The sequence below is a fragment of the Paraburkholderia panacisoli genome (assembly GCF_008369935.1).
In the GTDB taxonomy this organism is placed as follows: Bacteria; Pseudomonadota; Gammaproteobacteria; order Burkholderiales; family Burkholderiaceae; genus Paraburkholderia; species Paraburkholderia panacisoli.
In genome coordinates, this window is the sequence record NZ_VTUZ01000020.1 from 88,862 (window position 1) to 111,932 (window position 23,071).

Here is a 23,071-nt window from a genome sequence, read left to right on the forward strand (position 1 = left end):
TGACAGACTCCGTCCCTTATTGTTCAATGGCGGTCGGCACTGATGCAAAATTCGGACCCGCCTCGCTCAACACCACCGCAGCCAGCTTTGCGCGCATGGGGTAGCATGGCGGCCTTGGCGTGTACCGCAGCGGACATGTCCTGGCCAGAAGAGCGATGCCGGTCGCATCGAGGCCCGGGAATAGCTCGGCAAGCTGCGCCGTTAACCTCTCTTAGCTTGCGTTGATCTGTCATGGCACTCAATCCTTCATTCGGCAGTCGGGAGTCGTACACGCGCACTGCGATTGCCTTTCATTGGCTGATCGCGCTCCTGATCGTGTGCGGCTTCGCGCTCGGCTGGGTGATGACCGATATCCCGGGCTTCACGCCCACCAAGCTGCGCTATTTCTCCTGGCACAAATGGATCGGCGTGACCGTGTTCGCGCTCGCGATCGTGCGCATTCTGTGGCGCGCGACTCACGGGGCCCCGGCAATGCCGCGCCGTATGCCGGCCTGGCAGCGCGGCGTCGCGCATCTCGTGCATCTGCTGCTGTACGTGTTGATGATCGTGATTCCCGTGTCCGGCTACCTGTATAGCTCGGCGGCGAACGTGCCGGTGGTGTATCTCGGGCTGATTCCGCTGCCGCGTCTGATCGCGCCGGACCCGCACCTGAAGGAACTGCTAAAGAACGTGCATATCGCGCTGAATTACACCTTGCTCGTGCTGGTCGCGCTGCATGTGGCCGGTGCGCTCAAGCATCAATGGCTGGATCGTGACGGCCTGCTGTCGCGCATGCTCCCTTTCCTCAAATAAGGACAAACATGAAGGTCTCGTTTTATCGCTACATGCTCGCCGCGTTCGCCGCGGCCTCGCTGACCGCGGCCGGCAGCGCGCTTGCGCAAGTGGACGTCGCGAAAAGTTCGGTGACGGCCACTTCGAAGCAGATGAACGTGCCGGTGGAGGGCAAGTTCGGCAAATTCACCGCGCAGGTCAAGTTCGATCCGGCCAAACCCGCCGATGGCAGCGCGCAACTCAGCATCGACGTGGCGAGCTACGATCTTGGCGACGAGAGCTACAACGACCAGGTGCGCGGCAAGGAGTGGTTCGACGCGAAGACCTATCCGAGCGCCACCTTCGTGTCGAGCGCGATCGCGCCGGCCGGCGGCAATCAGTTCAAGGTGACCGGCAAGCTGACCATCAAAGGCAAATCGCAGACGGTGGTTGTGCCGGTCACGGTGAGCCAGCAGGGCGCGACGCAAACCTTCGACGGCTCGTTGCCGATCAAGCGCTCGCAATTCGACATCGGCACCGGCGAATGGAAAGACACGTCGGTGGTCGCCGATGATGTCGTGATCAAGTTTCATATCGTCGCCGCGCAAAAGTGACGCGTGCGACGATCTTGATGTCCGCCGCGCCGCTCGGGCGCGGCCATATTTTCAACGGAACCAGGAGCATGAATTGAAAACGTCCATGTTGATCGCGGTTGGCGCATTGGCTTCTTCTTTCTCGCTCGGCGCGTTTGCCGCCGACACCTATCAGCTCGACCCGGCCCACACGTTTCCGAGCTTCGAGGCGGATCACCTCGGCGGGCTGTCGACGTGGCGCGGCAAGTTCACGAAAAGCTCCGGCACGGTGACGCTCGACCGCGCGGCGAAGACCGGCACCGTGGACGTGACGGTCGATCCCGCTTCGGTCCAGACCGGCAACACCAAGCTCGACGAACATCTGAGAACGGATGCGTTCTTCGACGTCGCCAAGTATCCGGCGGTGACCTACAAGGGCACTGACGTCAAATTCGACGGCGACAAGCCGGTGGAAGTGATCGGCAACCTGACGATGCGCGGCGTGACGAAGCCGCTGAATCTGAAGATCGAGTCGTTCAAGTGCATGCAGCACCCGGTGCTCAAGCGCGAAGTGTGCGGCGTCGAAGCGAGCGCGCAATTCAACCGCGCCGACTACGGGATGGATTTCGGCACCAAATACGGCTTCAGCATGGAGACGAAGCTGCATATCCAGTCCGAGGGCATCAAGCAATAAGCGCTTGAGTGTGTCTCGCGTCTTCGAGTATTGATATCGAATCGCGTAAGGGCGTTGCGCCTGCAACGAAAAAACCGCTTCGTTCGCTTTGCGACGAAGCGGTTTTTTCTTGCGCGCGCGTGATACGCCGGACTCCTTATGTGGCACCGCATCCAATTTGTCGCTCGCGTCGAATTTATTTTCCAGTTAAATAGAGCGCTGGCATCGTACCGGCTATGCGCGCATCCGGTCCGGCAATATCGGGCGCACCAAGCCCGCATCAATAATATTTCGCGCGAACTGGAGATCTGGATGAATGCAACGACAGCAGCAGGCATCGTGGGAAGCCGGCGCAATTCATGGCGCGCGGTGATCGCCGCGTCGATCGGCAATGCGCTCGAATGGTTCGACCTGGTGGTGTACGGCTTTTTCGCGGTGACCATCGCGAAGTTGTTCTTTCCGGCCGGCAATGACACGGTCTCGCTGCTGCTGACGCTCGGCACCTTCGGTGTGTCGTTCTTCATGCGGCCGCTCGGCGCAATCGTGATCGGTGCGTATGCGGACCGCGCCGGGCGCAAGGCGGCGCTCACGCTGTCGATCCTGCTGATGATGAGCGGCACGCTGATCATCGCGATCTTGCCGACCTATCAGAGCATCGGCCTCGCCGCGCCGGTGATCCTCGTGATCGCGCGTCTGATGCAGGGCTTTTCGGCTGGCGGCGAGTTTGGCAGCGCGACCGCTTTTCTGGCGGAACACGTGCCGGGGCGGCGCGGCTTCTTCGCGAGCTGGCAGGTGGCGAGCCAGGGTCTCACGACGCTGCTGGCCGCCGGCTTCGGCGTGTTGCTCACCGGCGGCCTCGCGCCGGAACAGATGGCGTCGTGGGGCTGGCGCGTGCCGTTCGTCTTCGGTCTGCTGATCGGGCCGGTCGCCTGGTACATTCGCACGAAGCTCGACGAGACGCCTGAGTTCCTCGCGGCGGAAACCACCACGACGCCGTTGCGCGACACCTTCGCGAGCCAGAAACTGCGGCTTCTGATCGCCATCGGCGTGGTGGTGCTCGGCACCGTGTCGACGTATCTGGTGCTGTTCATGCCGACCTATGGCGTGAAACAGTTGGGACTGGCGCCGTCGGTGGCGTTCTCGGCGATCGCGCTGACCGGCGTGATCCAGATGGTGTTCTCGCCGCTGATCGGTCATCTGTCGGACCGCCATGGGCGCACCACGATCATGCTGGTGCCGGCGCTGCTGCTGCTCGTGCTGATCTATCCGGCGTTTCTTTATCTGATCGCGCATCCGAGCTTCGGCACGCTGATGGCGATGCAGATCGTGTTCGGTTTCCTGATGACGGGGTACTTCGCAGCGCTGCCGGGTTTGCTGTCCGAGATGTTCCCGGTGCAGACGCGTACGACCGGCATGTCGCTCGCGTATAACATCGCCGTGACGATCTTCGGCGGCTTTGGGCCGTTCATCATCGCGTGGCTCATCAGCGCGACGGGTTCGAAGGCCGCGCCGAGCTACTACCTGATTTTTGCCGCGGTGGTGAGTCTCGTGGCGTTGATGGCGGCGCGTCGCAAGCTTGGGTTTCGCTGACGCAAGGCGAAGGCGGCGGTAAACGCAAAAGGCCGGTTCAGAAGAACCGGCCTTTTGCATTAGCGTGAGTCCGCTGCTACAGCAGAATCAAACTTGCGCACCCGCATTCGGATCGTTCGGATCGGTGCGGTCCTTCTTGTCCTTCAGCAGATCTTCGCGCTTCACGCCGAGCCACATCGCGAGCGCGGCGGCAACGAACACCGACGAATAGATACCGAACAGAATACCGACCGTCAGCGCCAGAGCGAAGTAGTGCAGCGTCGGGCCGCCGAACAGGAACATCGACAGCACCATCATCTGCGTACAGCCGTGCGTGATGATGGTTCGCGACATCGTACTGGTGATCGCGTGGTTGATCACCTCGATCACGGTCATCTTGCGTTCGCGGCGGAAGGTCTCGCGAATCCGGTCGAAGATAACGACCGACTCGTTCACCGAATAGCCGAGCACCGCGAGCACCGCGGCCAGCACTGACAGCGAGAACTCCCACTGGAAGAACGCGAAGAAGCCGAGAATGATCACCACGTCGTGCAAGTTCGCGATCACGCCGGCCACCGCGTACTTCCATTCGAAGCGGAACGACAGGTAGATCACGATGCCGATCACCACGCACGCGAGCGCGAGCAGGCCGTCGGTGGCGAGTTCCTTGCCGACCTGCGGACCGACGAACTCGACGCGCTGCAACTGCACCTGCGGGGTCTCGGCCTTCAGCGCGCTCATCACCTGATCGCTCTGTTGCGCGGACGTGTAGCCCTGTTTGAGCGGCAGACGGATCAGCACGTCGCGCGAGGTGCCGAAGTTCTGCACCTGGGCGTCCGCGTAGCCGAGCTTGGCGAGCGTGCCGCGCACCGGGTCCAGCGGCGCCGCGCCCGGATACTGCACTTCGATCACGGTGCCGCCGGTGAATTCCACCGACAGATGCAGCCCGCGATGCACGAGGAAGAACACAGCGGCAAGGAACGTCAGCAGCGAGATGGCGTTGAAGATCAACGCACGCTGCATGAACGGAATGTCTTTGCGAAAACGGAAAAATTCCATGGTCTTGTTCTCCGGGACTCAGCGGGATGAACCCGGTTTCTGCGGCGTGTTCGATGAACCCGACGACGAACCCGACGCATTGCGGCGGCGTACGGTCGGCTTGCCGGCACGCGCCTGCGCGCCGGCCGGGGCCTTCGGCTTGGCCGCAGCCGCTGCGACGGCTTGCGCGGTGTCGGTTGCGGCGTCGTTGCTGCCGAGGTAGGCGGAGGAGCCCGCGGGCGCCGTTTCCGGGCGCCACACCTGGCCGATCGCCAGCGTCTTCAGCTTCTTCTTGCCGCCATACCACCAGTTGACCACGCCGCGCGAGAAGAACACCGCCGAGAACATCGACGTCAGAATGCCGATACAGTGGACCATCGCGAAGCCGCGTACCGGGCCGGAGCCGAACGCGAGCAGCGCGAGACCGGCGATCAGCGTGGTGACGTTCGAGTCGAGAATCGTCGCCCATGCGTGCGCGTAGCCGTTCTGGATGGCCAACTGCGGCGGCGCGCCGTGGCGCAGTTCTTCACGCACGCGTTCGTTGATCAGCACGTTCGCGTCGATCGCCATACCGAGCGCGAGCGCGATAGCGGCAATACCCGGCAAGGTGAGCGTGGCCTGCAGCATCGACAGCACCGCGATCAGCAGCAGCAGGTTCACGGACAGGCCGATCATCGAGATCACGCCGAACAGCATGTAGTACGCGATCATGAAGACGGCGATTGCCGCGAAGCCCCACACCACCGAGTGGAAGCCCTTCTTGATGTTGTCGGCGCCGAGGCTCGGGCCGATCGTGCGTTCTTCGATGATTTCCATCGGCGCGGCGAGCGAACCCGCGCGCAGCAGCAGCGCGAGGTCGGCGGCGGCCTGCGGCGTGGGCTGGCCGGTGATCTGGAAGCGGTCGCCCAGTTCCGACTGGATGGTCGCCACCGTCAGCACTTCGCCCTTGCCGCGCTCGAACAGCACCATTGCCATCGGCTTGCCGATGTTGTCGCGCGACACGCTGCGCAGCGCACGGCCGCCGGCCGAGTCGAGGCGCAGGTTGACCGACGGACGCTGATGTTCGTCGAAGCCCGCCGACGCGTCGATGATTCGGTCGCCCGTGAAGATGACCTGCTTGCGCAGCAGCACCGGCGTCTGGTTGCCTTGCGTGAACAGTTCGTCGCCCGGCGGCACCGGGTCGGACGGATTCGGATGCGTGTTGACCGGATCGGCGAGGCGCGCTTCGAGCGTTGCCGTGCGGCCGATGATGTCCTTCGCCTTGGCCGTGTCCTGCACGCCCGGCAGTTCGACCACGATGCGGTCCGCGCCTTGCTGCTGGATCACCGGCTCGGCCACGCCGAGTTCGTTCACGCGGTTATGCAGCGTGGTGATGTTCTGCTTGAGCGCGGCGTCCTGCACGGCGCGTTCCACCGCCGGCGTGAACGTGCCGACCAGTTGCAGACCGCCGTCCGGGGCAGGTTGCGTGGCCCACTGGAGTTCGCTGATGCTACGGCCGAGCAGCTTGAGGGCCGCGTCCGCCGTGGCCTGATCGGCCAGATTGACCACCACCGACTGGCCCACACGATTCACGCCGCCGTCGCGCACGTTGTTGTCGCGCAGCAGGGTGCGCACGTCGGAGGCGTCCGAGTCGAGCTTCTTGTTGAGCGCGCCGGCCATGTCCACTTGCAGCAGGAAGTGCACGCCGCCGCGCAGATCCAGGCCGAGATACATCGGCAGCGCGTGCAGCGCGGAGAGCCAGCCCGGCGACGCGCTTTGCAGGTTCAGCGCGACGACGAACTGCGGATCGGTCGGATCGCTGTTGAGCGACTTCTGCAGCAGGTCCTTCACGCGCAATTGCGTGTCGGTGTCCGTGAGCCGCACGCGAATGTTCGCGTTGGTCGCCGAGTTGTCGAACGTGACGGCGGTGGGCTTGATCTGATTGGCGGCAAGCGCGGCTTCGACTGCGGCCAGCGTGGTCGAGTCGAGCTTCACGGTTGCCTTGCCGCTCGACACCTGCACCGCCGGCGCTTCGCCGAACAGGTTAGGCAGCGTGTACACGAGGCCGATGACCAGAGCCACCAGCATCACGGCGTATTTCCAGAGGGGGTAGCGATTCATGAGTGGTCCAACGGGAAGGTTGGCTTGGAAGCGATGCGTCCGGCGATGAGCGCGGGCGATTCAGCAGCGGATTGCGTGGATCGCCGGCGAGGCCGCGCCGGACGCGAGAGAGCAGGCCTTACAGCGACTTGATCGTGCCCTTCGGGAGAATCGTCGTGATCGACGCTTTTTGCACGGTGATTTCCGTGCCTTCCGAGATTTCGACGCCGACGTAAGCTTCGCCCACCTTGGTCACCTTGCCGACGATGCCGCCGTTCGTCACCACTTCGTCGCCCTTGGCCATGGCGGAGAGCATGTTGCGGTGCTCCTTCTGGCGCTTCATTTGCGGGCGAATCATGATGAAGTACAGCACGCCGAACATCAGGATCAGCGGCAGGAAGCTCATCAGGTTCGATTCAATGCCACCTGTTGCTGCGCCTTGGGCAAAGGCATTGGAAATGAACGACACGTTGGTCTCTCCGTTATCAGTCAAACGATCAAAAAAATCAGCCGGTTATTCTACCACCGGCCAGACGCGCGTCGACGCGGCGAATCGGCTTTGCGATCAACCGTTTAAAGCCTTTTGCGCCGGGCCGCGAAAGTAGATTGTAAGGTTTTGGTCGCGAGGCGCGCGGATTCTTCGGTTGAATCCGCCGCCGGAGCCCGTCACGGCGCCTGTTCGACGCCGCGCGCGCGGTTCTCGTGGAAGCGTTTGCGGAACGGCTCGAACATTTTTGCGTCGATCGCGTCGCGGATTTCCTGCATCAGTTCGAGGTAGTAATGCAGATTGTGGATCGTGTTCAGCTGCGCGCCGAGGATTTCGCCGACGCGGTGCAGGTGATGCAGATAGCCGCGCGTGAAATTGCGGCAGGTGTAGCAGCCGCATTGCTCGTCGAGCGGGCGCAGCGAATTCTTGTGCGTGGCGTTACGGATCTTGATGTCGCCGAACCGCGTGAATAGCCAGCCGTTGCGCGCGTTGCGAGTGGGCATCACGCAGTCGAACATGTCGACGCCCGCCGCCACGCCCGCCACCAGGTCTTCCGGCGTGCCGACGCCCATCAGGTAATGCGGCTTGTCGGCCGGCAGCTTCGGGCCGATGTGGTTCAGCACGCGCATCATGTCTTCCTTCGGCTCGCCGACCGACAGCCCGCCGATCGCGAGGCCGTGGAAGTCTTTTTCCGCAAGGCCCGCCAGCGACTCGTCGCGCAGGTCCTCGAACATGCCGCCCTGGACGATGCCGAACAGCGCGTTCGGATTGCCGAGCCGCTTGAACTCGTCGATCGAGCGCTGGGCCCAGCGCATCGACATGCGCATCGAATCGGCTGCTTCCTTGTGCGAGGTCGGCACGTTGTTGGTCGCGTACGGCGTGCATTCGTCGAACTGCATCACGATGTCCGAGTTCAGCACCTTCTGAATCTGCATCGACACTTCCGGCGACAGGAACAGCTTGTCGCCGTTGATCGGCGACGCGAACGTGACGCCGTCTTCGGTGATCTTGCGCAGGTCGCCGAGCGAGAACACCTGAAAGCCTCCGGAGTCCGTCAGGATCGGCTTTTTCCAGCCCATGAAGCCGTGCAGGCCGCCATGCGCCTCGATGGTTTCCAGACCCGGGCGCAGCCACAGGTGGAAGGTGTTGCCGAGGATGATCTGCGCATGCATTTCGTCCAGCTCGCGGGGCTGGACCGCCTTTACCGTGCCGTAGGTGCCGACCGGCATGAAGATCGGCGTTTCCACCACGCCGTGATTGAGCGTGACGCGGCCGCGGCGCGCCTGGCCGTCGGTGCCGAGCAGTTCGAATTTCAGGCCGTTGGCGGGGCGCTCGGTGGTCGTTGTTTGTTGCGATTGATGACCGAGGGTCATGGGATAACTCCTGGGCTACCGGAAAACAGTCCGGCGCAAATGTTGAAACGCCGCCGGAAGGGTTCGCGGCGGCTGAGGGAACTGCAAAAAGTTGAAACGGCTTATCGGGCGGCTCAGACGTCGCGCCGCGTGAGCAGCATCGCGTCGCCGTAACTGAAGAACCGGTAACGCTGCTCGATCGCATGACGATACGCCGCGCGAATCGTCTCGACGCCGGCAAACGCCGACACCAGCATCAGCAGCGTCGACTTCGGCAAATGGAAATTGGTCACCAGCCGGTCGACCACGCGGAACCGGTAGCCCGGCGTGATGAAGATGTCGGTTTCCGTGCTCGCCGCGGCAAGCGGGCGGCCGGCGGCTTCGGCATCGCGCGCCGCGGCTTCGAGCGCGCGCATCGAGGTCGTACCCACCGCGATCACGCGGTTGCCGCGCGCCTTCGCCGCGGCGATCTTGTCGGCGAGCGACTGCGGCAGGTGATACCACTCACTATGCATCTTGTGTTCGGCGAGATTCTCGACCCGCACCGGCTGGAACGTGCCCGCGCCTACGTGCAGCGTCAGCGTCGCGCGCTCCACGCCACGGGCGTCGAGTTGAGCGAGCAGCGCGTCGTCGAAATGCAGGCCGGCGGTGGGCGCGGCCACCGCGCCGGGGTTCTGCGCGAACACCGTCTGGTAGCGGGTCTCGTCGGTCGAGTCGGGATCGTGCTCGATATACGGCGGCAGCGGCAGGCGGCCGAATTGCTCGATCAGCGTCAGGCAGTCGTCCGGGAAGTGCAGCGTGTAGAACGGTTCGACCCGCTCGCCGACCGTGACGTCGAACGCGTCCGCGAGACGGATCGTGGTGCCCGGCTGCGGGCTTTTGCTCGCGCGGATCTGCGCGAGCGCCGTGCGCTCGCCGGTGAGGCGCTCCACCAGCACTTCGATCTTGCCGCCACTGGCCTTCTGGCCGAGGAAGCGCGCCTTCAGGACTTTGGTATCGTTGAAGACCAGCAGATCGCCCGGCGCGATGCACTCGGGCAATTCGGCGAAGCGGCGGTCGATCAGACGCGCGGCGTCGGTGTCGCCGGTGTTGCCCACTTCGAGCAGGCGGCTGGCGCTGCGCTCGGGCAGCGCGACTTGCGCGATCAGCTCGGGTGGCAGATCGAAATCGAAATCGGAAAGCGTAAACATGCGAACGACTGGAAGCGAATTGAGACTGAATTGAGCCGAAGCCGGAGCCGGGCGGCTATGATTGCGGGACGCCAGAGCGGCCCGCACGCCCGCGCGCTGTATGGCGGCGATACCTTTGACAGCCGATATTGTACTTGCGAAGCAGCCCATGCCTTTGTCCGACCGCCGATTGTCCTCCGCCACCGATGAAGGGGGCGCCGAACCCAAGCGCCGCGTCGCACGGGGCAGCGCGGCGGCGCAGGTGAGCGAGGCCGGCGCGAACGTGGTGGCGACGCAAAGGGCGAGCGCCGCGGCTGAAGGTGAAAACGCGGGCGAAAGCGTCGGTGAAAACTCCGATGGAAACCTTGGCGACAAGCCCGCTGACCCCTTCGGTGACAAGCCCGCCGGCAAAGCCACCGGCAAATCCGCTGGCAAAGCCACCGCGAAGCCGGCCGTCAAAACTGCCGACAAACTCGCCAAACTCGGCCTCACGCGCGACATCGACCTCGTGCTGCATCTGCCGATGCGCTACGAGGACGAGACCTCGCTGACGCCAATCGGCCACCTGCTGCCGGGCGGAATCGCGCAAACCGAAGGCGTCGTGTTCGACAATGAGATCGCGTACCGGCCGCGCCGTCAGTTGCTGGTGAAGCTGCACGACGACGCCGGCGACGAACTCGTGCTGCGCTTTCTGAATTTCTACGGCTCGCAGGTCAAGCAGATGGCGATCGGCGCGCGGCTGCGCGTGCGCGGCGACGTGCGCGGCGGCTTCTTCGGGATGGAGATGGTGCATCCGGCGGTGCGCGTCGTCGACGAAGACACGCCGCTGCCGCAGGCGCTCACGCCGGTCTACCCGAGCACCGCGGGCGTCACGCAGGCGTATCTGCGCAAATCGATCGACAACGCGCTCGCGCGCACGTCGCTGCCGGAGTTGCTGCCCGAGGCGGTCGCGCACGCGTTCCTGGAGCCGCTCGGCGTGCCGTCGCTGATGGACGCCGTGCGTACGCTGCATCACCCCGGCGTGCAGTCCGACGAGACCGCGCTGATCGACGGCACGCATCCGGCGTGGGTGCGCATCAAGTTCGAGGAGCTGCTCGCGCAGCAGATGTCGCTCAAGCGCGCGCACGAAGAGCGCCGCACGCGCGCCGCGCCGGCCATGCCGCGCCGCAAGCTGGGCGACGAGTCGGCGCTGGTGGCGCGCTTGCTGAAGGCGCTGCCGTTTTCGCTGACGGCCGCGCAGGAGCGGGTCGGCGGCGAGATCGCGCTGGATCTGACGCAGCCGCATCCGATGCAGCGGCTGCTGCAAGGCGACGTCGGCAGCGGCAAGACGATCGTCGCGGCGCTGGCCGCCGCGCAGGCCATCGACGCCGGCTACCAGGCCGCGCTGATGGCGCCGACCGAAATCCTCGCCGAGCAGCACGCGCGCAAGCTGCGCGGCTGGCTGGAGCCGCTCGGCGTAAGCGTCGCGTGGCTGGCGGGCAGTCTCAAGACCAAAGAGAAGCGCGCCGCGATCGAAGCCGCCGCGCTCGGCACCGCGCAACTTGTGATCGGCACGCACGCGATCATCCAGGACACGGTGGAGTTCGAGCGCCTCGGGCTCGTGATCGTCGACGAACAGCATCGCTTCGGCGTCGCGCAACGGCTCGCGCTGCGCGCCAAGGCGCGTCGCCCAGGGGGGCTGCCTGCGGGGCAAAGCGCTGTCGACGGCGCGCCCGACTTCCAGCCGCATCAGCTGATGATGTCCGCGACGCCGATTCCGCGCACGCTCGCGATGACCTATTACGCCGACCTCGACGTGTCGACCATCGACGAATTGCCGCCCGGCCGCACGCCGATCCTGACCAAGCTCGTATCCGACGCGCGGCGCGACGAGGTGATCGGGCGCGTACGCGAGGCGGCGCTGACGGGGCGTCAGGTGTACTGGGTGTGTCCGCTGATCGAGGAAAGCGAGACCTTGCAGTTGCAGACCGCGGTCGAAACCTACGAGACGCTGGTCGCCGCGCTGCCCGAGCTGAACGTCGGCCTCGTGCACGGGCGTCTGACGCCTGCCGAGAAGGCGTCCGTGATGGACGGGTTCACGCGCAACGAAGTGCAGCTGCTGGTCGCGACCACGGTGATCGAAGTGGGCGTCGACGTGCCGAATGCGTCGCTGATGGTGATTGAACATGCGGAGCGCTTCGGCCTCGCACAGCTGCATCAATTGCGCGGCCGGGTGGGGCGCGGTAGCGCGGCGTCGGTGTGCGTGCTGCTTTACACGGGACCGTTGTCGATGACGGCGCGCGCGCGCTTGCAGACCATGCGCGAGACGACCGACGGCTTCGAGATCGCGCGGCGCGACCTCGAGATTCGCGGACCGGGGGAGTTTCTGGGCGCTCGCCAGTCGGGCGCGGCGATGCTGCGATTTGCCGATCTCGAAAACGACCGGTGGTTGATCGACCCTGCGCGCGAGGCGGCCGCGGTTCTGCTCGACAAATATCCCGACGTGGTGCTACGGCATCTGGCGCGCTGGCTCGGCGCGCGTGAGCAGTATCTGAAGGCGTGATTCTGGTTTGATGTCGGCCAGCGCGCGGGCGGGTGTCGGAATAATCTTCTTCTGCGTCAGCCCATCAGCCAACAAACCAGAGGTTGGCGAACCGACCCTATCGGTGTATAACTAGAACCTATCAAAATCATTGCACTGATTGGTCCCCGAATGACGCTCACCGAATTGAAATACATCGTTGCGGTTGCCCGCGAGCGGCACTTCGGCCGGGCTGCCGAAGCGTGCTTCGTCAGCCAGCCGACTCTGTCGGTAGCGATCAAGAAGCTCGAAGACGAGCTGAACGTGCAGATTTTCGAGCGCGGCACCAGCGAAGTTAGTGTCACGCCGATCGGCGAGCAGATCGTCACGCAAGCCCAGCGCGTGCTCGAACAGACGCTCGCCATCAAGGAAATCGCCAAACAGGGCAAAGACCCGCTGGTCGGGCCGCTGCGGCTCGGCGTGATCTACACGATCGGGCCGTACCTGCTGCCCACCCTCGTCAAGCAGATGATCAAGCGCGTCCCGCAGATGCCGTTGATGCTGCAGGAAAATTACACGCTCAAGCTGATCGAACTGCTCAAGCAGGGCGAAATTGACGTGGCGATCATGGCGCTGCCGTTCCCTGAAACGGGTCTGATGCTGCGTCCAATGTATGACGAACCGTTTGTCGTCGCGCTGCCGTCCGGCCACGCTTGGGAAAACCGCCTGAAAATCGACGCCGACGATCTGAAGCAGGAAACCATGCTGCTGCTCGGCAGCGGTCACTGCTTCCGCGACCATGTGTTGGGCGTGTGCCCGGAACTGATGCGTTTTTCGCAGAACGCGGACGGCATCCAGAAGACTTTCGAAGGGTCGTCGCTGGAGACCATCCGCCATATGGTTGCGAGCGGCGTCGGGATTACCGTGCTGCCGCGCATGTCGGTGCATGAAGTCAAGCCGCATGCGGGCGGGATCGACGCCGGCCTGCTCAGCTACGTCGCGTTCGACGAACCCGTGCCGGATCGCCGCGTCGTGCTGGCGTGGCGCAAGAGCTTCACGCGCATGCCTGCAATCGACGCCATTTGCGACGCGATCAGCGCCTGCGAACTGCCGGGCGTCAAGAAACTCGATCTGCCTGTCGCGGTCAGCTGAGGTTTCACATCTTTTGTAGTTAGGCTGGCTGCGGACGCGGACGCCCGCAGCCAGCTTGGCGCTTGTCCCGCGCATGCGGAAAAGTCCGAAGACTATTGAATAGATAAATTTAATCAACAACGACTATTTAATAGCATTGTTATAGTTTCCTCCATGGATCGCCCGATCCCTTATTTAATCGATAAGACCGGAGGACATCATGACGCAGCCCCATTCACAGCAAATCCTTGCGTTCGTTGCTCAGCCGGCTGGCACTGTTGTCGGCGGCTTGAGCGCGTCGGCGCCGAGCGTGCGCACCGTCGCGCTGTCCCTGCTGATCGATCGGGCCTTGTCCGCATAGGGCGTCGGTCCGCATCAATCTGCGGCCGCCGCGTGCCGCGCCTCTTTCCCCATTCGTTTCGATAAAAACTACGCAGGAGTGACGCATGTCCGAACCTAAGCTCACCAATGCTGCCGGCGCACCCGTCGCCGACAATCAGAATTCGATGACCGCCGGCCCGCGCGGCCCGGTTGTCCTGCAAGACGTCTGGCTGCTCGAAAAGCTCGCCCACTTCGATCGCGAAGTGATTCCCGAACGCCGCGTGCACGCCAAAGGCTCGGGCGCCTTCGGCTCGCTGAAGGTCACGCACGACATCTCGCGCTACACGAAGGCCAAGGTATTCGCGCAAGTCGGCAAGGAAACGCCGCTTTTCATGCGCTTCTCGACGGTGGCCGGCGAGCGCGGCGCGGCCGACGCGGAACGCGATGTGCGCGGCTTCTCGATCAAGTTCTACACGGAAGAGGGCAACTGGGACGTGGTCGGCAACAACACGCCGGTGTTTTTCATTCGTGATCCGCTGAAGTTTCCGGACTTCATCCACACGCAAAAACGTGATCCGTACACCAATATGCGCAGCAATGTCGCCGCGTGGGATTTCTGGTCGCGTCATCCGGAGTCGTTGCATCAGGTGACGATTCTGATGAGCGACCGCGGCATTCCGCGCAATTACCGGCAGATGCACGGCTTCGGTTCGCACACGTACTCGTTCATCAACGCGAACAACGAGCGCTTCTGGGTGAAGTTCCACTTCAAGTCGCTGCAAGGTGTCGAGAATTTCACCGATGCCGAAGCGGCGCAGGTGGTCGCGCAAGATCGTGAAAGCGCGCAGCGCGATCTGGTCGGCAACATCGACGCGGGCGACTTCCCGAAATGGCGCTTCGCGATTCAGGTGATGCCCGAAGCGGAAGCGGCGAACTATCGCTTCAATCCGTTCGACATCACGAAAGTGTGGTCGCAAAAGGACTATCCGCTGATCGACGTCGGCACGATCGAGCTGAACCGCAACGCGGCGAACTATTTCGCGGACGTGGAGCAGGCGGCGTTCACGCCGGCCAACGTTGTGTCCGGCATCGGCTTCTCGCCGGACCGTCTGTTGCAGGGGCGCCTGTTCTCGTACGGCGACACGCAGCGCTATCGCCTCGGGATCAATCACCACCAGATTCCGGTGAATGCGCCGCGTGTGCCGAGCCCGCATTCGTTCCATCGCGACGGCGCGATGCGCTCGGACGGCAATCTCGGCGGCAACGTGAACTACGAGCCGAACCGCTTCGGCGACTTCGCGCAGGACCCGAACGCGTCGGAGCCGCCGCTCGCGGCGGGCGCGGTGGAACGCTACGATCATCGCGCGGATGACGACTACTACACGCAGCCGGGCATGCTGTTCGCGCTGTTCGACGCGGCGCAACGGCAGCGTCTGTTCGGCAACATCGCGCGGCATATCGACGGTGTGCCGCAGCACATCGTCGCACGGCAGATCGAGCATTTCCGCCGCGCCGATCCTGCTTACGCGGACGGTGTAATCGCCGCGATGGCCGAGTTGGCCGAAGGTCGCAAGAAGTAATCGACCGGCGGCTGAAGCTGGTTGAAGTGCAACAGCCAAGCGGGGCGCGACCGCGTCCCGCTGGTAACGATACGAAGCGATACGACCCGGGAGTACGATCATGATCCAGACGATCCTTGCGTCGCCAGGAGGTCCGACGGCCGCACGCGGTGCGCAACGGCAACAGGCGTTCATGCTGCGCAAGGCGGTCGGTTTCGCGATCGTCGCGAGCGGCGTGGCGGTGCTTGTCACGCAGGCGTTACAGCACGCGCTGGGCGGCTGATCGCAGCCCGTCCGTCCATGCGGCGGGCGGGCGCACGTCACGCGAACGCTGCGGATTCCAGGCTAAACTGTCGATCGTCCGATGTTTCGAGTTTGCCATCCGCAAGACCGTCACCTTGCCGACCGGTTCGTATCACTCTTCAAAGGAGTCATCATGGCCAAGAAAGAAGCCGCTGCCGTACAACACGTCAACATCGGGATCAGCGACAAGGATCGCAAGAAGATTGCAGAAGGTCTGTCGCACTTGCTCGCCGACACCTACACGCTGTACCTGAAGACCCACAACTTCCACTGGAATGTCACGGGTCCGATGTTCAATACGCTGCACCTGATGTTCGAAACGCAATACAACGAACTCGCGCTGGCAGTCGATTCGATCGCCGAACGCATCCGCGCGCTGGGCGTGCATGCGCCGGGCAGCTACAAGGATTTCGCGAAGCTGTCGTCGATTCCGGAAGCGGACGGCGTGCCGGCCGCGGAAGAAATGATCCGCCAGCTGGTGGAAGGCCAGGAAGCCGTGGTGCGTACCGCACGCGCGATTTTCCCGTCGACGGAAGCCGCCAACGACGAGCCGACCGCCGACCTGCTGACGCAACGCATGCAGACGCACGAAAAGACCGCGTGGATGCTGCGCTCGATGCTGGCTTGAGCGTCAACGCTCATTCAGTGTGCCGCTTCGTGCGGACGCTGCTGTCGTACTGAAGCTGCGTTGATGAAGCCGCAGCGAAACAGAACCAGGCCTCCCTTTGCGGGAGGCTTTGTTTTTTGCGGCGGCAACTGGCGAGTCGGTCGCGACGCCGCCTTTTTTCAGACCGCGTCCGCGCGAAAGCGGGCCGCCGCCGGCATCCCGTAAAATAGCCGGACCGTCTTCGCACTTCATCGAATCCGCCCATGTTCGCCCGACTGCCCCTATATCTGCGCCTCGTGCGCATGGACAAGCCGATCGGCAGCCTGCTGCTGCTGTGGCCGACGCTCAACGCACTGTGGATTGCATCCGACGGTCATCCGTCGTGGCCGTTGCTGGTGATCTTCATCGTGGGCACGGTGCTGATGCGCTCGGCGGGCTGCGCGATCAACGACTACGCGGACCGTGATTTCGACCGCTACGTGAAGCGCACGGAAAATCGTCCGATCACGTCGGGCAAGATCAAGGCGTGGGAAGCGGTCGCGCTGGCGGCGGGATTGTCGCTCCTTGCGTTTCTGCTGATCCTGCCGCTGAATACGCTGACCAAGGAGCTTTCGGTGGCGGCGTTGTTCGTCGCCGGTTCGTATCCGTTCACCAAGCGTTTCTTTGCGATTCCTCAGGCGTATCTCGGCATCGCATTCGGCTTTGGCATTCCGATGGCGTTCGCTGCGATTCAGGACCACGTGCCGATGCTTGCGTGGGTGATGCTGCTCGCCAACGTATTCTGGTCGGTCGCGTACGACACCGAATATGCGATGGTCGATCGCGACGACGACATCAAGATCGGCATCCGCACGTCGGCGCTGACGTTCGGCCGCTTCGACGTGGCCGCGATCATGCTGTGCTACGCGGTGACGCTGGGGATTTACGTCGGCATCGGCGTGATGCTCGGTTTCGGTGTGCTGTACTGGGTGGGCTGGGCGGTGGCGGCGGGCTGCGCGGTCTACCACTACACGCTGATTCGCAACCGCGAGCGGATGGCGTGCTTCGCCGCGTTCCGGCATAACAACTGGCTCGGCGGCGCGTTGTTTGCGGGGATCGCCGCGCACTACGCGGTGGCTTCGTTTTAATTCTCGCAGCGTGGCGGCGGCTGCCGGCCTACGTTCGCGTTCGCAGCGGTTTGTGGCGTCACGCTGCGTAGCCTTAATCCTGTTGCGCGGCATGCGCGCTTTTCTGCGCCGTAGGCGCCGGCCCGATTCGAACTCGGGCGCCGCGTCCTACGGCGCACTTCCTTTCCCGCCAGGCGAAAGCGTGATCAGGCGTAGTCGCAACTCAAGCTAAAAGCGCCGCGTCGAACGTGCTTACTGCTTGCCGAACTCGTCGCCCATTTCGCGCGCGCGCGCATCGGCAGCGAGCGCGCCGCGCACGATCGCATCCTTGATGCCGCTCGCGTCGAACGACGCCAGCGCCGCGGCCGTCGTGCCGCCCTTCGACGTCACCCGTTCGCGCAGCACGCCCGGCGGCTCGTCGGAATTCGCCGCCAGTTGGGCCGCACCCGTGAAGGTCGCGACAGCGAGCGCGCGGCCTTGCGCTTCATTCATGCCGAGCTGGCGCGCGGCTTCCTGCAACGCTTCGATGAAATAGAACACGTAGGCCGGCCCGCTGCCCGAGATCGCGGTGACGGCGTCGATCTTCGCTTCGTCGTCGAACCAGACCGTTTCGCCGACCGCGCCGAGCACCTGCGACGCGAGCGCGCGGCCTGCTTCGTCGACGCTGCCGGTCGCGACCAGACCCGTCACGCCCATGCCGATCAGCGCCGGCGTATTCGGCATCACGCGCACGATGCGGCCGTGGCCGTTCAGCCAGCGCGACATGTCATCCATCCGAATGCCCGCGACGATGCTGATCGCCAGTTGCGACGCGTTCAGATGCGGCGCCAGCGCTTGCGCGACGCTCTTCAGGATCTGCGGCTTCACCGCCAGCACGACGGCGTCGTAGTCGGCGAGCGCGGCGTCGGCGGCGGCGCCCGTGCGGATGCCGAACTGCTGCTCATTGCGCTGGCGTGCCTCTTCGTTGGGGTCGATCGCGTAGAGGTCTGCGGCGGCGACGCCACGCTTGATGAGGCCGCCGATCAATGCCGCGGCCATGTTGCCGCCGCCGATAAAAGCAATTTTCATGATGTTCCGAATGAGGTTCGGTGAAGAGCCGGCCAAGGCCCGGATAGGTCAGTGAGAGTAATCGCGCGTGCCGAAGATCGCGGTGCCGATGCGCACGATCGTCGCGCCTTCGAGCACAGCCGCTTCGAGGTCGCTCGACATGCCCATCGACAGCGTGTCGAGTTCGAGTCCGTCGGCACACAAGCGCTCGAACAGCTCGCGCAACTGGCGATGCGGCACACGTTGCGCGTCGGTATCGCCGGCCGGCTCGGGAATCGACATCAGACCGCGCAGCGTGAGCTTCGGCAATGCGGCGATCTGCTGCGCGACTTCGACCGCCTCGGCAATGCCGATGCCGCTTTTCGACGCCTCGCCGCTGATGTTGACCTGCAAACACACGTTCAGCGGCGGCAGATTGTCAGGGCGCTGCTCCGAGAGCCGCTGTGCGATCTTCAGGCGATCGACCGAATGCACCCAGTCGAAATGCTCGGCGACCGGCCGCGTCTTGTTCGATTGCAACGGACCGATGAAGTGCCATTCGAGCGACGCGCGCAGATCGGCGAGCGTCTCGATCTTGGCAAGGGCTTCCTGCACGTAGTTTTCGCCGAACGCGCGCTGCCCGGCGGCGTGCGCGGCGCGCACGTCGTCGGCGGGGAAGGTCTTCGAGACCGCGAGCAGCGTGACCGAGCGCGCGTCGCGCCCGGCCGCGTGCGCGGCCGAGGCGATGCGTTGCCGCACCGCTTCGAGGTTGTGAGTCAGATCGGGCATGGAACGGAACCGGTAGGTCAGCGAATGGCGATCACCGGATTATACGGACAGCATGTGCTCGACCAATTCGATCCAATGCGCGACCGGCGTCGACGTGCCGCTTTGCAGATGCGCAATGCAGCCAACGTTCGCCGACACGATCAATTGCGGCTCCTGTGCGTGCAGCCGTTCGAGCTTCTGATCGCGCAGCGCGTACGAGAGTCTCGGCTGCGTGAGCGAGTAAGTGCCGGCCGAGCCGCAGCACAGGTGACTGTCCGCAGGCAGGCGCACTTCGACGCCGAGTGCGGTGAGCAGATGCTCGACCTGGCCGCGCACCTGCTGACCATGCTGCAGCGTGCAGGGCGGATGAAACGCCACCGTATGAACCGAGCGGCGGCGCGTGACCGTGGTCAGCGCTTCTTCGAACTCCGGCAGAATCTCCGCGATGTCACGCGTCAATTCGACGATGCGCCGCGCCCTGTCCGCATACGCCGGATCGTGGCGCAACAGGTGCGCGTATTCCTTGACCGTCGCGCCGCAGCCGGACGCGTTCATCACGATCGCCTCGACGCCCTGCTCGACATACGGCCACCATGCGTCGATGTTGGCGCGCAGGTCGTCGAGCGCTTCGTCGTTGTAGCCCAGATGCAGGCGGATCGCGCCGCAGCAGCCGGCATCCGGCGCGATCACGGTTTCGACGCCGAGCGCATCGAGCACCCGCGCGGTCGCGATGTTGACGTTCGGCATCATCGACGGTTGCACGCAACCCGCGAGCATCAGCATCTTGCGCGGATGTTTCGCGGTCGGCCATTCCAGTGGACGCTGCCGCGCGGGCACCTTGTCGCGCAGTTTCTTTGGCAGGACGCGGCGGAAGTGCTGGCCGATGCGCATGGTCGGCGTGAACACCGCGCTGTTCGGCACGAAGGTCGCGAGCAGCCGGCGCGTGAGCCGCTGACGCAGCGGACGCGTGACTTTTTCTTCGGTGAGCTTGCGGCCGATTTCCACTAGCCGGCCGTATTGCACGCCGGACGGACAAGTGGTTTCGCAGCTGCGGCAGGTAAGGCAGCGGTCCAGATGGACCTGGGTGCTGCGCGTGACCGGCGCGCCTTCGACCATCTGCTTGATCAGATAGATGCGCCCGCGCGGGCCGTCGAGTTCGTCGCCGAGCAACTGGTAGGTTGGACAGGTGGCCGTGCAGAAACCGCAATGCACGCAATTGCGCAGAATGGCATCGGCTTCGTTGCCATCGGGCGTATTGCGAATGAAGTCCGCGAGGTTGGTTTGCATCGCGTCGCTCAGAAGTCGGGGTAGAGACGGCCGCGATTGAAGATGCGGGCTGGATCGAAAGCGTTTTTCAGACCGCGATGGATTTTCATCAGCGGCGCGGGCAGCGGGGTAAACACGCCGGCGCTGCGGTCATAGCCGTGGCCGGTGCGAAAGATCGTGGCATGACCGCCGGCCTGCTTCGTGCTGATGCGCACGGTTTGCGCGTCGGTGTCGGTGATCCACCAGCGCTGGCCGCCGCCCCATTCCATCAGTTGCGCGCCGGGCAGTTGCATCGGCTCGGTGATGGACGGCAGCGCGAGGCGCCAGAGCGCCGCTTTCGGCGGGATGGTCGCGAAGAACGAATCGGTCTGCTCGCGCAGGCCGGCCCAGAAACGTTCCGCCTCGACCGCATCGACCACTTCGCCGCCGAGCGACGTGCGCGCCGCCTTGACCGCGGCTTCGGCCCCCGCGAGGCGCACTGCGAGCGTTCCGTGACGCCACGCGCTCGCGGAGATCGGCAGCGGCCGGCCGCCCCATTCGTTCAGCTTACGAACCGCATCGGTGCCGCTCATGTCGAACTTGAGCGTGGCTTCGGCCTGCGGCAGCGGCAACACCTTGATCGACAATTCGAGGATCAAACCGAGCGTGCCGAGCGAGCCGGCCATCAAACGCGAAACGTCGTAACCGGCGACGTTCTTCACCACCTGACCGCCGAAATACAGCTTCTGCCCCTGGCCGTTCATGATGACCGCGCCCAGCACGAAGTCGCGCGCCGCGCCAGCCGCGGCGCGGCGCGGGCCGGCGATGCCTGCGGCGATGCAGCCGCCGAAGGTGGCCTGCGGTCCGAAGTGCGGCGGCTCGAAGGCGAGCATCTGATCGTGATCGGCGAGGGCGGCTTCGATTTCCAGCAGGGGCGTGCCAGCACGCGCGGTGATGACCAGTTCCGCCGGATCGTACGCGATGATGCCGCGATAAGCGCGCGTGTCGAGGACCTCACCTTCCAGCGTCTGACCATACCAGTCTTTGGTGCCGCCGCCACGGATGCGCAACGCGCGTCCCTCGGCGCTGGCCGAACGCACGCGTTCCGACCATACGGCGACGATGTCGTCCTCTTCCATGGTGTCCTGCTTCGTTGTGTTTCGTTTGATTGTACCGGGCGGGGGCTCGCTGGCAACCAGGAGCGGACCCGCATCGGGTAATCAGGGTAGGCACCGTGAAACGCCGCTGGAGCGGCCTGGCCATGCGCCGTGGGTACGCTAGAAACGCGGCAGTTCGGGGTGAGGCAGCAGGCCGGCACGCACGTGCATCTTGCCGTATTCGGCGCAGCGCGCTCGCGTGGGAATGCCCTTGTCGGGGTTCAGCAGGCCGGGTGCGTCGAAGGCTCGCTTGACCGCGTGGAACGCGTCGCGCTCTTCGGGCGAAAACTGCACGCACATCGAATTGATCTTCTCGATGCCGACGCCATGCTCGCCCGTCACCGTGCCGCCCAGCTCGACGCATGCTTCGAGGATGTCGCAACCGAACGCCTCGGCGCGGTGCCACTCGTCCTGATCGTTGCCATTGAAGAGGATCAACGGGTGCATGTTGCCGTCGCCGGCGTGGAACACGTTGATGCAGCGCAGGCGGTAAGTTTTCTCCATCGTTTCGATACGCGCGAGCAGCGGGCCGATACTGCGGCGCGGTACGGTGCCGTCCATGCAGTAGTAGTCCGGTGAAATGCGGCCGGCGGCCGGAAACGCATTTTTGCGGCCGGACCAGAAGCGCAGCCGTTCGGCTTCCGAGCGGGAAATCTGGATGCGTGTGGCGCCCTGTTCGCGCAGCACCGCGGTCATGCGCACGATTTCGTCGGCGACTTCTTCGGGCGTGCCGTCCGACTCGCATAGCAGGATGGCGGCCGCGTCGAGGTCGTAGCCCGCCTTGACGAATTCCTCGACGGCGCGCGTGGCGGGCTTGTCCATCATCTCCAGGCCCGCCGGGATGATGCCCGCGGCGATGATGCCGGCGACCGCGTCGCCGCCTTTCACGACGTCGTCGAAACTGGCCATGATGACCTGCGCGGTTTGCGGCTTCGGGATCAGCTTGACGGTGACCTCGGTGACGATCGCGAACATGCCTTCGCTGCCGATCAGCACCGCGAGCAGATCGAGACCGGGCGCGTCCGGCGCGAGCGAGCCGAATTCGACGATCTCGCCTTCCATGGTCACGGCGCGCACGCGTAATACGTTGTGCACGGTAAGGCCGTACTTGAGGCAATGCACGCCGCCGGAGTTCTCCGACACGTTGCCGCCGATCGTGCAGGCGATCTGCGACGATGGGTCGGGCGCGTAGTACAGCCCATATGGCGCGGCCGCTTCGGAAATCGACAGATTGCGCACGCCCGGCTGCACCGTGGCGGTTCGCGCATACGAGTCGACTTCGACGATCTTGCGAAAGCGCGCGAGCGACACCACCACGCCGTGACGGATCGGCATCGCGCCGCCGGACAAGCCGGTGCCCGCGCCGCGCGGCACGATCGGCACGTCGAGCCGCTGGCAGATCTGCACGATGCGCTGCACCTGCGATTCCGTTTCCGGCAACGCGACCGCGAGGGGCAGACGCCGGTAGGCCGCGAGGCCGTCGCATTCGTAAGCGACGGTGTCTTCCTCGCGATACAGCAGACAGTGGGTCGGCAACACGGCCATCAGCGCCTGCACGACTTCGCGCTGGCGCTGGGCGAGTACTTCAGCCGTCAGTTCAGCGGGTGCGTTCATGTGACTTGTCTCCTCGTGCCTTTCGCCCATCTTGCTCTTCTTATT

The 23,071-nt window shown here is 64.3% G+C and carries 21 protein-coding genes; 11 read left to right on the forward strand and 10 right to left on the reverse strand.

All coding sequences use genetic code 11. The annotated features are described in order from the left end of the window. The first annotated feature begins 231 nt into the window (after positions 1 to 231). The 4 genes from FVF58_RS27075 to FVF58_RS27090 all read left to right on the forward strand — a co-directional run bounded on the left by FVF58_RS27075 (position 232) and on the right by FVF58_RS27090 (position 3,585). Positions 232 to 792 carry a cytochrome b gene (locus FVF58_RS27075; RefSeq protein WP_149672895.1) on the forward strand — a complete coding sequence of 187 codons (561 nt, stop codon included), beginning with the start codon at positions 232 to 234 and terminating at the stop codon, positions 790 to 792. An 8-nt stretch (positions 793 to 800) separates the two neighbouring features. Then, the gene (locus tag FVF58_RS27080) at positions 801 to 1,364 is read left to right on the forward strand and encodes a YceI family protein (protein ID WP_149672896.1); all 564 of its coding nucleotides are present in this window, start codon (positions 801 to 803) and stop codon (positions 1,362 to 1,364) included. Between the two features lie 85 nt (positions 1,365 to 1,449). Next, positions 1,450 to 2,016, forward strand: coding sequence for a YceI family protein (locus FVF58_RS27085; RefSeq protein WP_149672960.1), 567 nt, complete (start codon positions 1,450 to 1,452; stop codon positions 2,014 to 2,016). A gap of 291 nt (positions 2,017 to 2,307) precedes the next feature. Further along, positions 2,308 to 3,585, forward strand: a complete 1,278-nt coding sequence (locus tag FVF58_RS27090) for an MFS transporter (protein WP_149672897.1) — start codon at positions 2,308 to 2,310, stop codon at positions 3,583 to 3,585. 87 nt (positions 3,586 to 3,672) lie between these two features. Here the strand turns inward: FVF58_RS27090 and secF are convergent, their stop codons facing one another. The 5 genes from secF to queA all read right to left on the reverse strand — a co-directional run bounded on the left by secF (position 3,673) and on the right by queA (position 9,710). Continuing rightward, entirely contained in the window at positions 3,673 to 4,623 is a 951-nt protein-coding gene (secF, locus tag FVF58_RS27095; RefSeq protein WP_149672898.1) for a protein translocase subunit SecF, read from the reverse strand. Between the two features lie 18 nt (positions 4,624 to 4,641). After that, a complete protein-coding gene (secD, locus tag FVF58_RS27100; protein WP_149672899.1) occupies positions 4,642 to 6,702 on the reverse strand; it encodes a protein translocase subunit SecD in 2,061 nt (686 codons plus the stop codon). A 118-nt stretch (positions 6,703 to 6,820) separates the two neighbouring features. Beyond that, entirely contained in the window at positions 6,821 to 7,150 is a 330-nt protein-coding gene (gene yajC / locus FVF58_RS27105; protein ID WP_149672900.1) for a preprotein translocase subunit YajC, read from the reverse strand. Positions 7,151 to 7,347: 197 nt separating this feature from the next. Next, positions 7,348 to 8,541, reverse strand: a complete 1,194-nt coding sequence (gene tgt / locus FVF58_RS27110; RefSeq protein WP_149672901.1) for a tRNA guanosine(34) transglycosylase Tgt — start codon at positions 8,539 to 8,541, stop codon at positions 7,348 to 7,350. A 113-nt stretch (positions 8,542 to 8,654) separates the two neighbouring features. Further along, positions 8,655 to 9,710, reverse strand: a complete 1,056-nt coding sequence (gene queA, locus FVF58_RS27115) for a tRNA preQ1(34) S-adenosylmethionine ribosyltransferase-isomerase QueA (RefSeq protein WP_149672902.1) — start codon at positions 9,708 to 9,710, stop codon at positions 8,655 to 8,657. Positions 9,711 to 9,858: 148 nt separating this feature from the next. On the opposite strand from queA, the gene recG reads away from it, so the two are divergent. From recG to ubiA, 7 genes are all read left to right on the forward strand, one after another. Continuing rightward, positions 9,859 to 12,231: an ATP-dependent DNA helicase RecG gene (gene recG / locus FVF58_RS27120; protein ID WP_149672903.1), complete on the forward strand. Its 2,373-nt coding sequence runs from the start codon at positions 9,859 to 9,861 to the stop codon at positions 12,229 to 12,231. A 150-nt stretch (positions 12,232 to 12,381) separates the two neighbouring features. Further along, positions 12,382 to 13,341 (forward strand): LysR substrate-binding domain-containing protein, encoded by a 960-nt coding sequence (locus tag FVF58_RS27125; protein WP_149672904.1) that lies wholly within the window; start codon positions 12,382 to 12,384, stop codon positions 13,339 to 13,341. A gap of 199 nt (positions 13,342 to 13,540) precedes the next feature. Then, a complete protein-coding gene (locus FVF58_RS51625; RefSeq protein ID WP_188130943.1) occupies positions 13,541 to 13,681 on the forward strand; it encodes a hypothetical protein in 141 nt (46 codons plus the stop codon). 85 nt (positions 13,682 to 13,766) lie between these two features. Beyond that, positions 13,767 to 15,221: a catalase gene (locus tag FVF58_RS27130; RefSeq protein ID WP_149672905.1), complete on the forward strand. Its 1,455-nt coding sequence runs from the start codon at positions 13,767 to 13,769 to the stop codon at positions 15,219 to 15,221. Between the two features lie 100 nt (positions 15,222 to 15,321). Continuing rightward, positions 15,322 to 15,483, forward strand: a complete 162-nt coding sequence (locus tag FVF58_RS51630; protein WP_188130944.1) for a hypothetical protein — start codon at positions 15,322 to 15,324, stop codon at positions 15,481 to 15,483. A gap of 153 nt (positions 15,484 to 15,636) precedes the next feature. After that, positions 15,637 to 16,131, forward strand: a complete 495-nt coding sequence (locus tag FVF58_RS27135) for a Dps family protein (protein ID WP_149672906.1) — start codon at positions 15,637 to 15,639, stop codon at positions 16,129 to 16,131. A 242-nt stretch (positions 16,132 to 16,373) separates the two neighbouring features. After that, the gene (ubiA, locus tag FVF58_RS27140) at positions 16,374 to 17,237 is read left to right on the forward strand and encodes a 4-hydroxybenzoate octaprenyltransferase (protein ID WP_149672907.1); all 864 of its coding nucleotides are present in this window, start codon (positions 16,374 to 16,376) and stop codon (positions 17,235 to 17,237) included. Positions 17,238 to 17,468: 231 nt separating this feature from the next. On the opposite strand, the gene proC is transcribed toward ubiA, so the two are convergent. The 5 genes from proC to FVF58_RS27165 all read right to left on the reverse strand — a co-directional run bounded on the left by proC (position 17,469) and on the right by FVF58_RS27165 (position 23,026). Continuing rightward, positions 17,469 to 18,284 (reverse strand): pyrroline-5-carboxylate reductase, encoded by an 816-nt coding sequence (gene proC, locus FVF58_RS27145; protein ID WP_149672908.1) that lies wholly within the window; start codon positions 18,282 to 18,284, stop codon positions 17,469 to 17,471. A 48-nt stretch (positions 18,285 to 18,332) separates the two neighbouring features. After that, positions 18,333 to 19,031, reverse strand: coding sequence for a YggS family pyridoxal phosphate-dependent enzyme (locus FVF58_RS27150; RefSeq protein WP_149672909.1), 699 nt, complete (start codon positions 19,029 to 19,031; stop codon positions 18,333 to 18,335). A gap of 39 nt (positions 19,032 to 19,070) precedes the next feature. Beyond that, complete coding sequence (gene glcF, locus FVF58_RS27155) at positions 19,071 to 20,297, reverse strand: glycolate oxidase subunit GlcF (protein ID WP_149672910.1); 1,227 nt, start codon at positions 20,295 to 20,297, stop codon at positions 19,071 to 19,073. A gap of 8 nt (positions 20,298 to 20,305) precedes the next feature. Then, positions 20,306 to 21,394 (reverse strand): glycolate oxidase subunit GlcE, encoded by a 1,089-nt coding sequence (glcE, locus tag FVF58_RS27160; protein WP_149672911.1) that lies wholly within the window; start codon positions 21,392 to 21,394, stop codon positions 20,306 to 20,308. 138 nt (positions 21,395 to 21,532) lie between these two features. Beyond that, positions 21,533 to 23,026 carry an FAD-linked oxidase C-terminal domain-containing protein gene (locus FVF58_RS27165; RefSeq protein ID WP_149672912.1) on the reverse strand — a complete coding sequence of 498 codons (1,494 nt, stop codon included), beginning with the start codon at positions 23,024 to 23,026 and terminating at the stop codon, positions 21,533 to 21,535. Between the last annotated feature and the right edge of the window lie 45 nt (positions 23,027 to 23,071).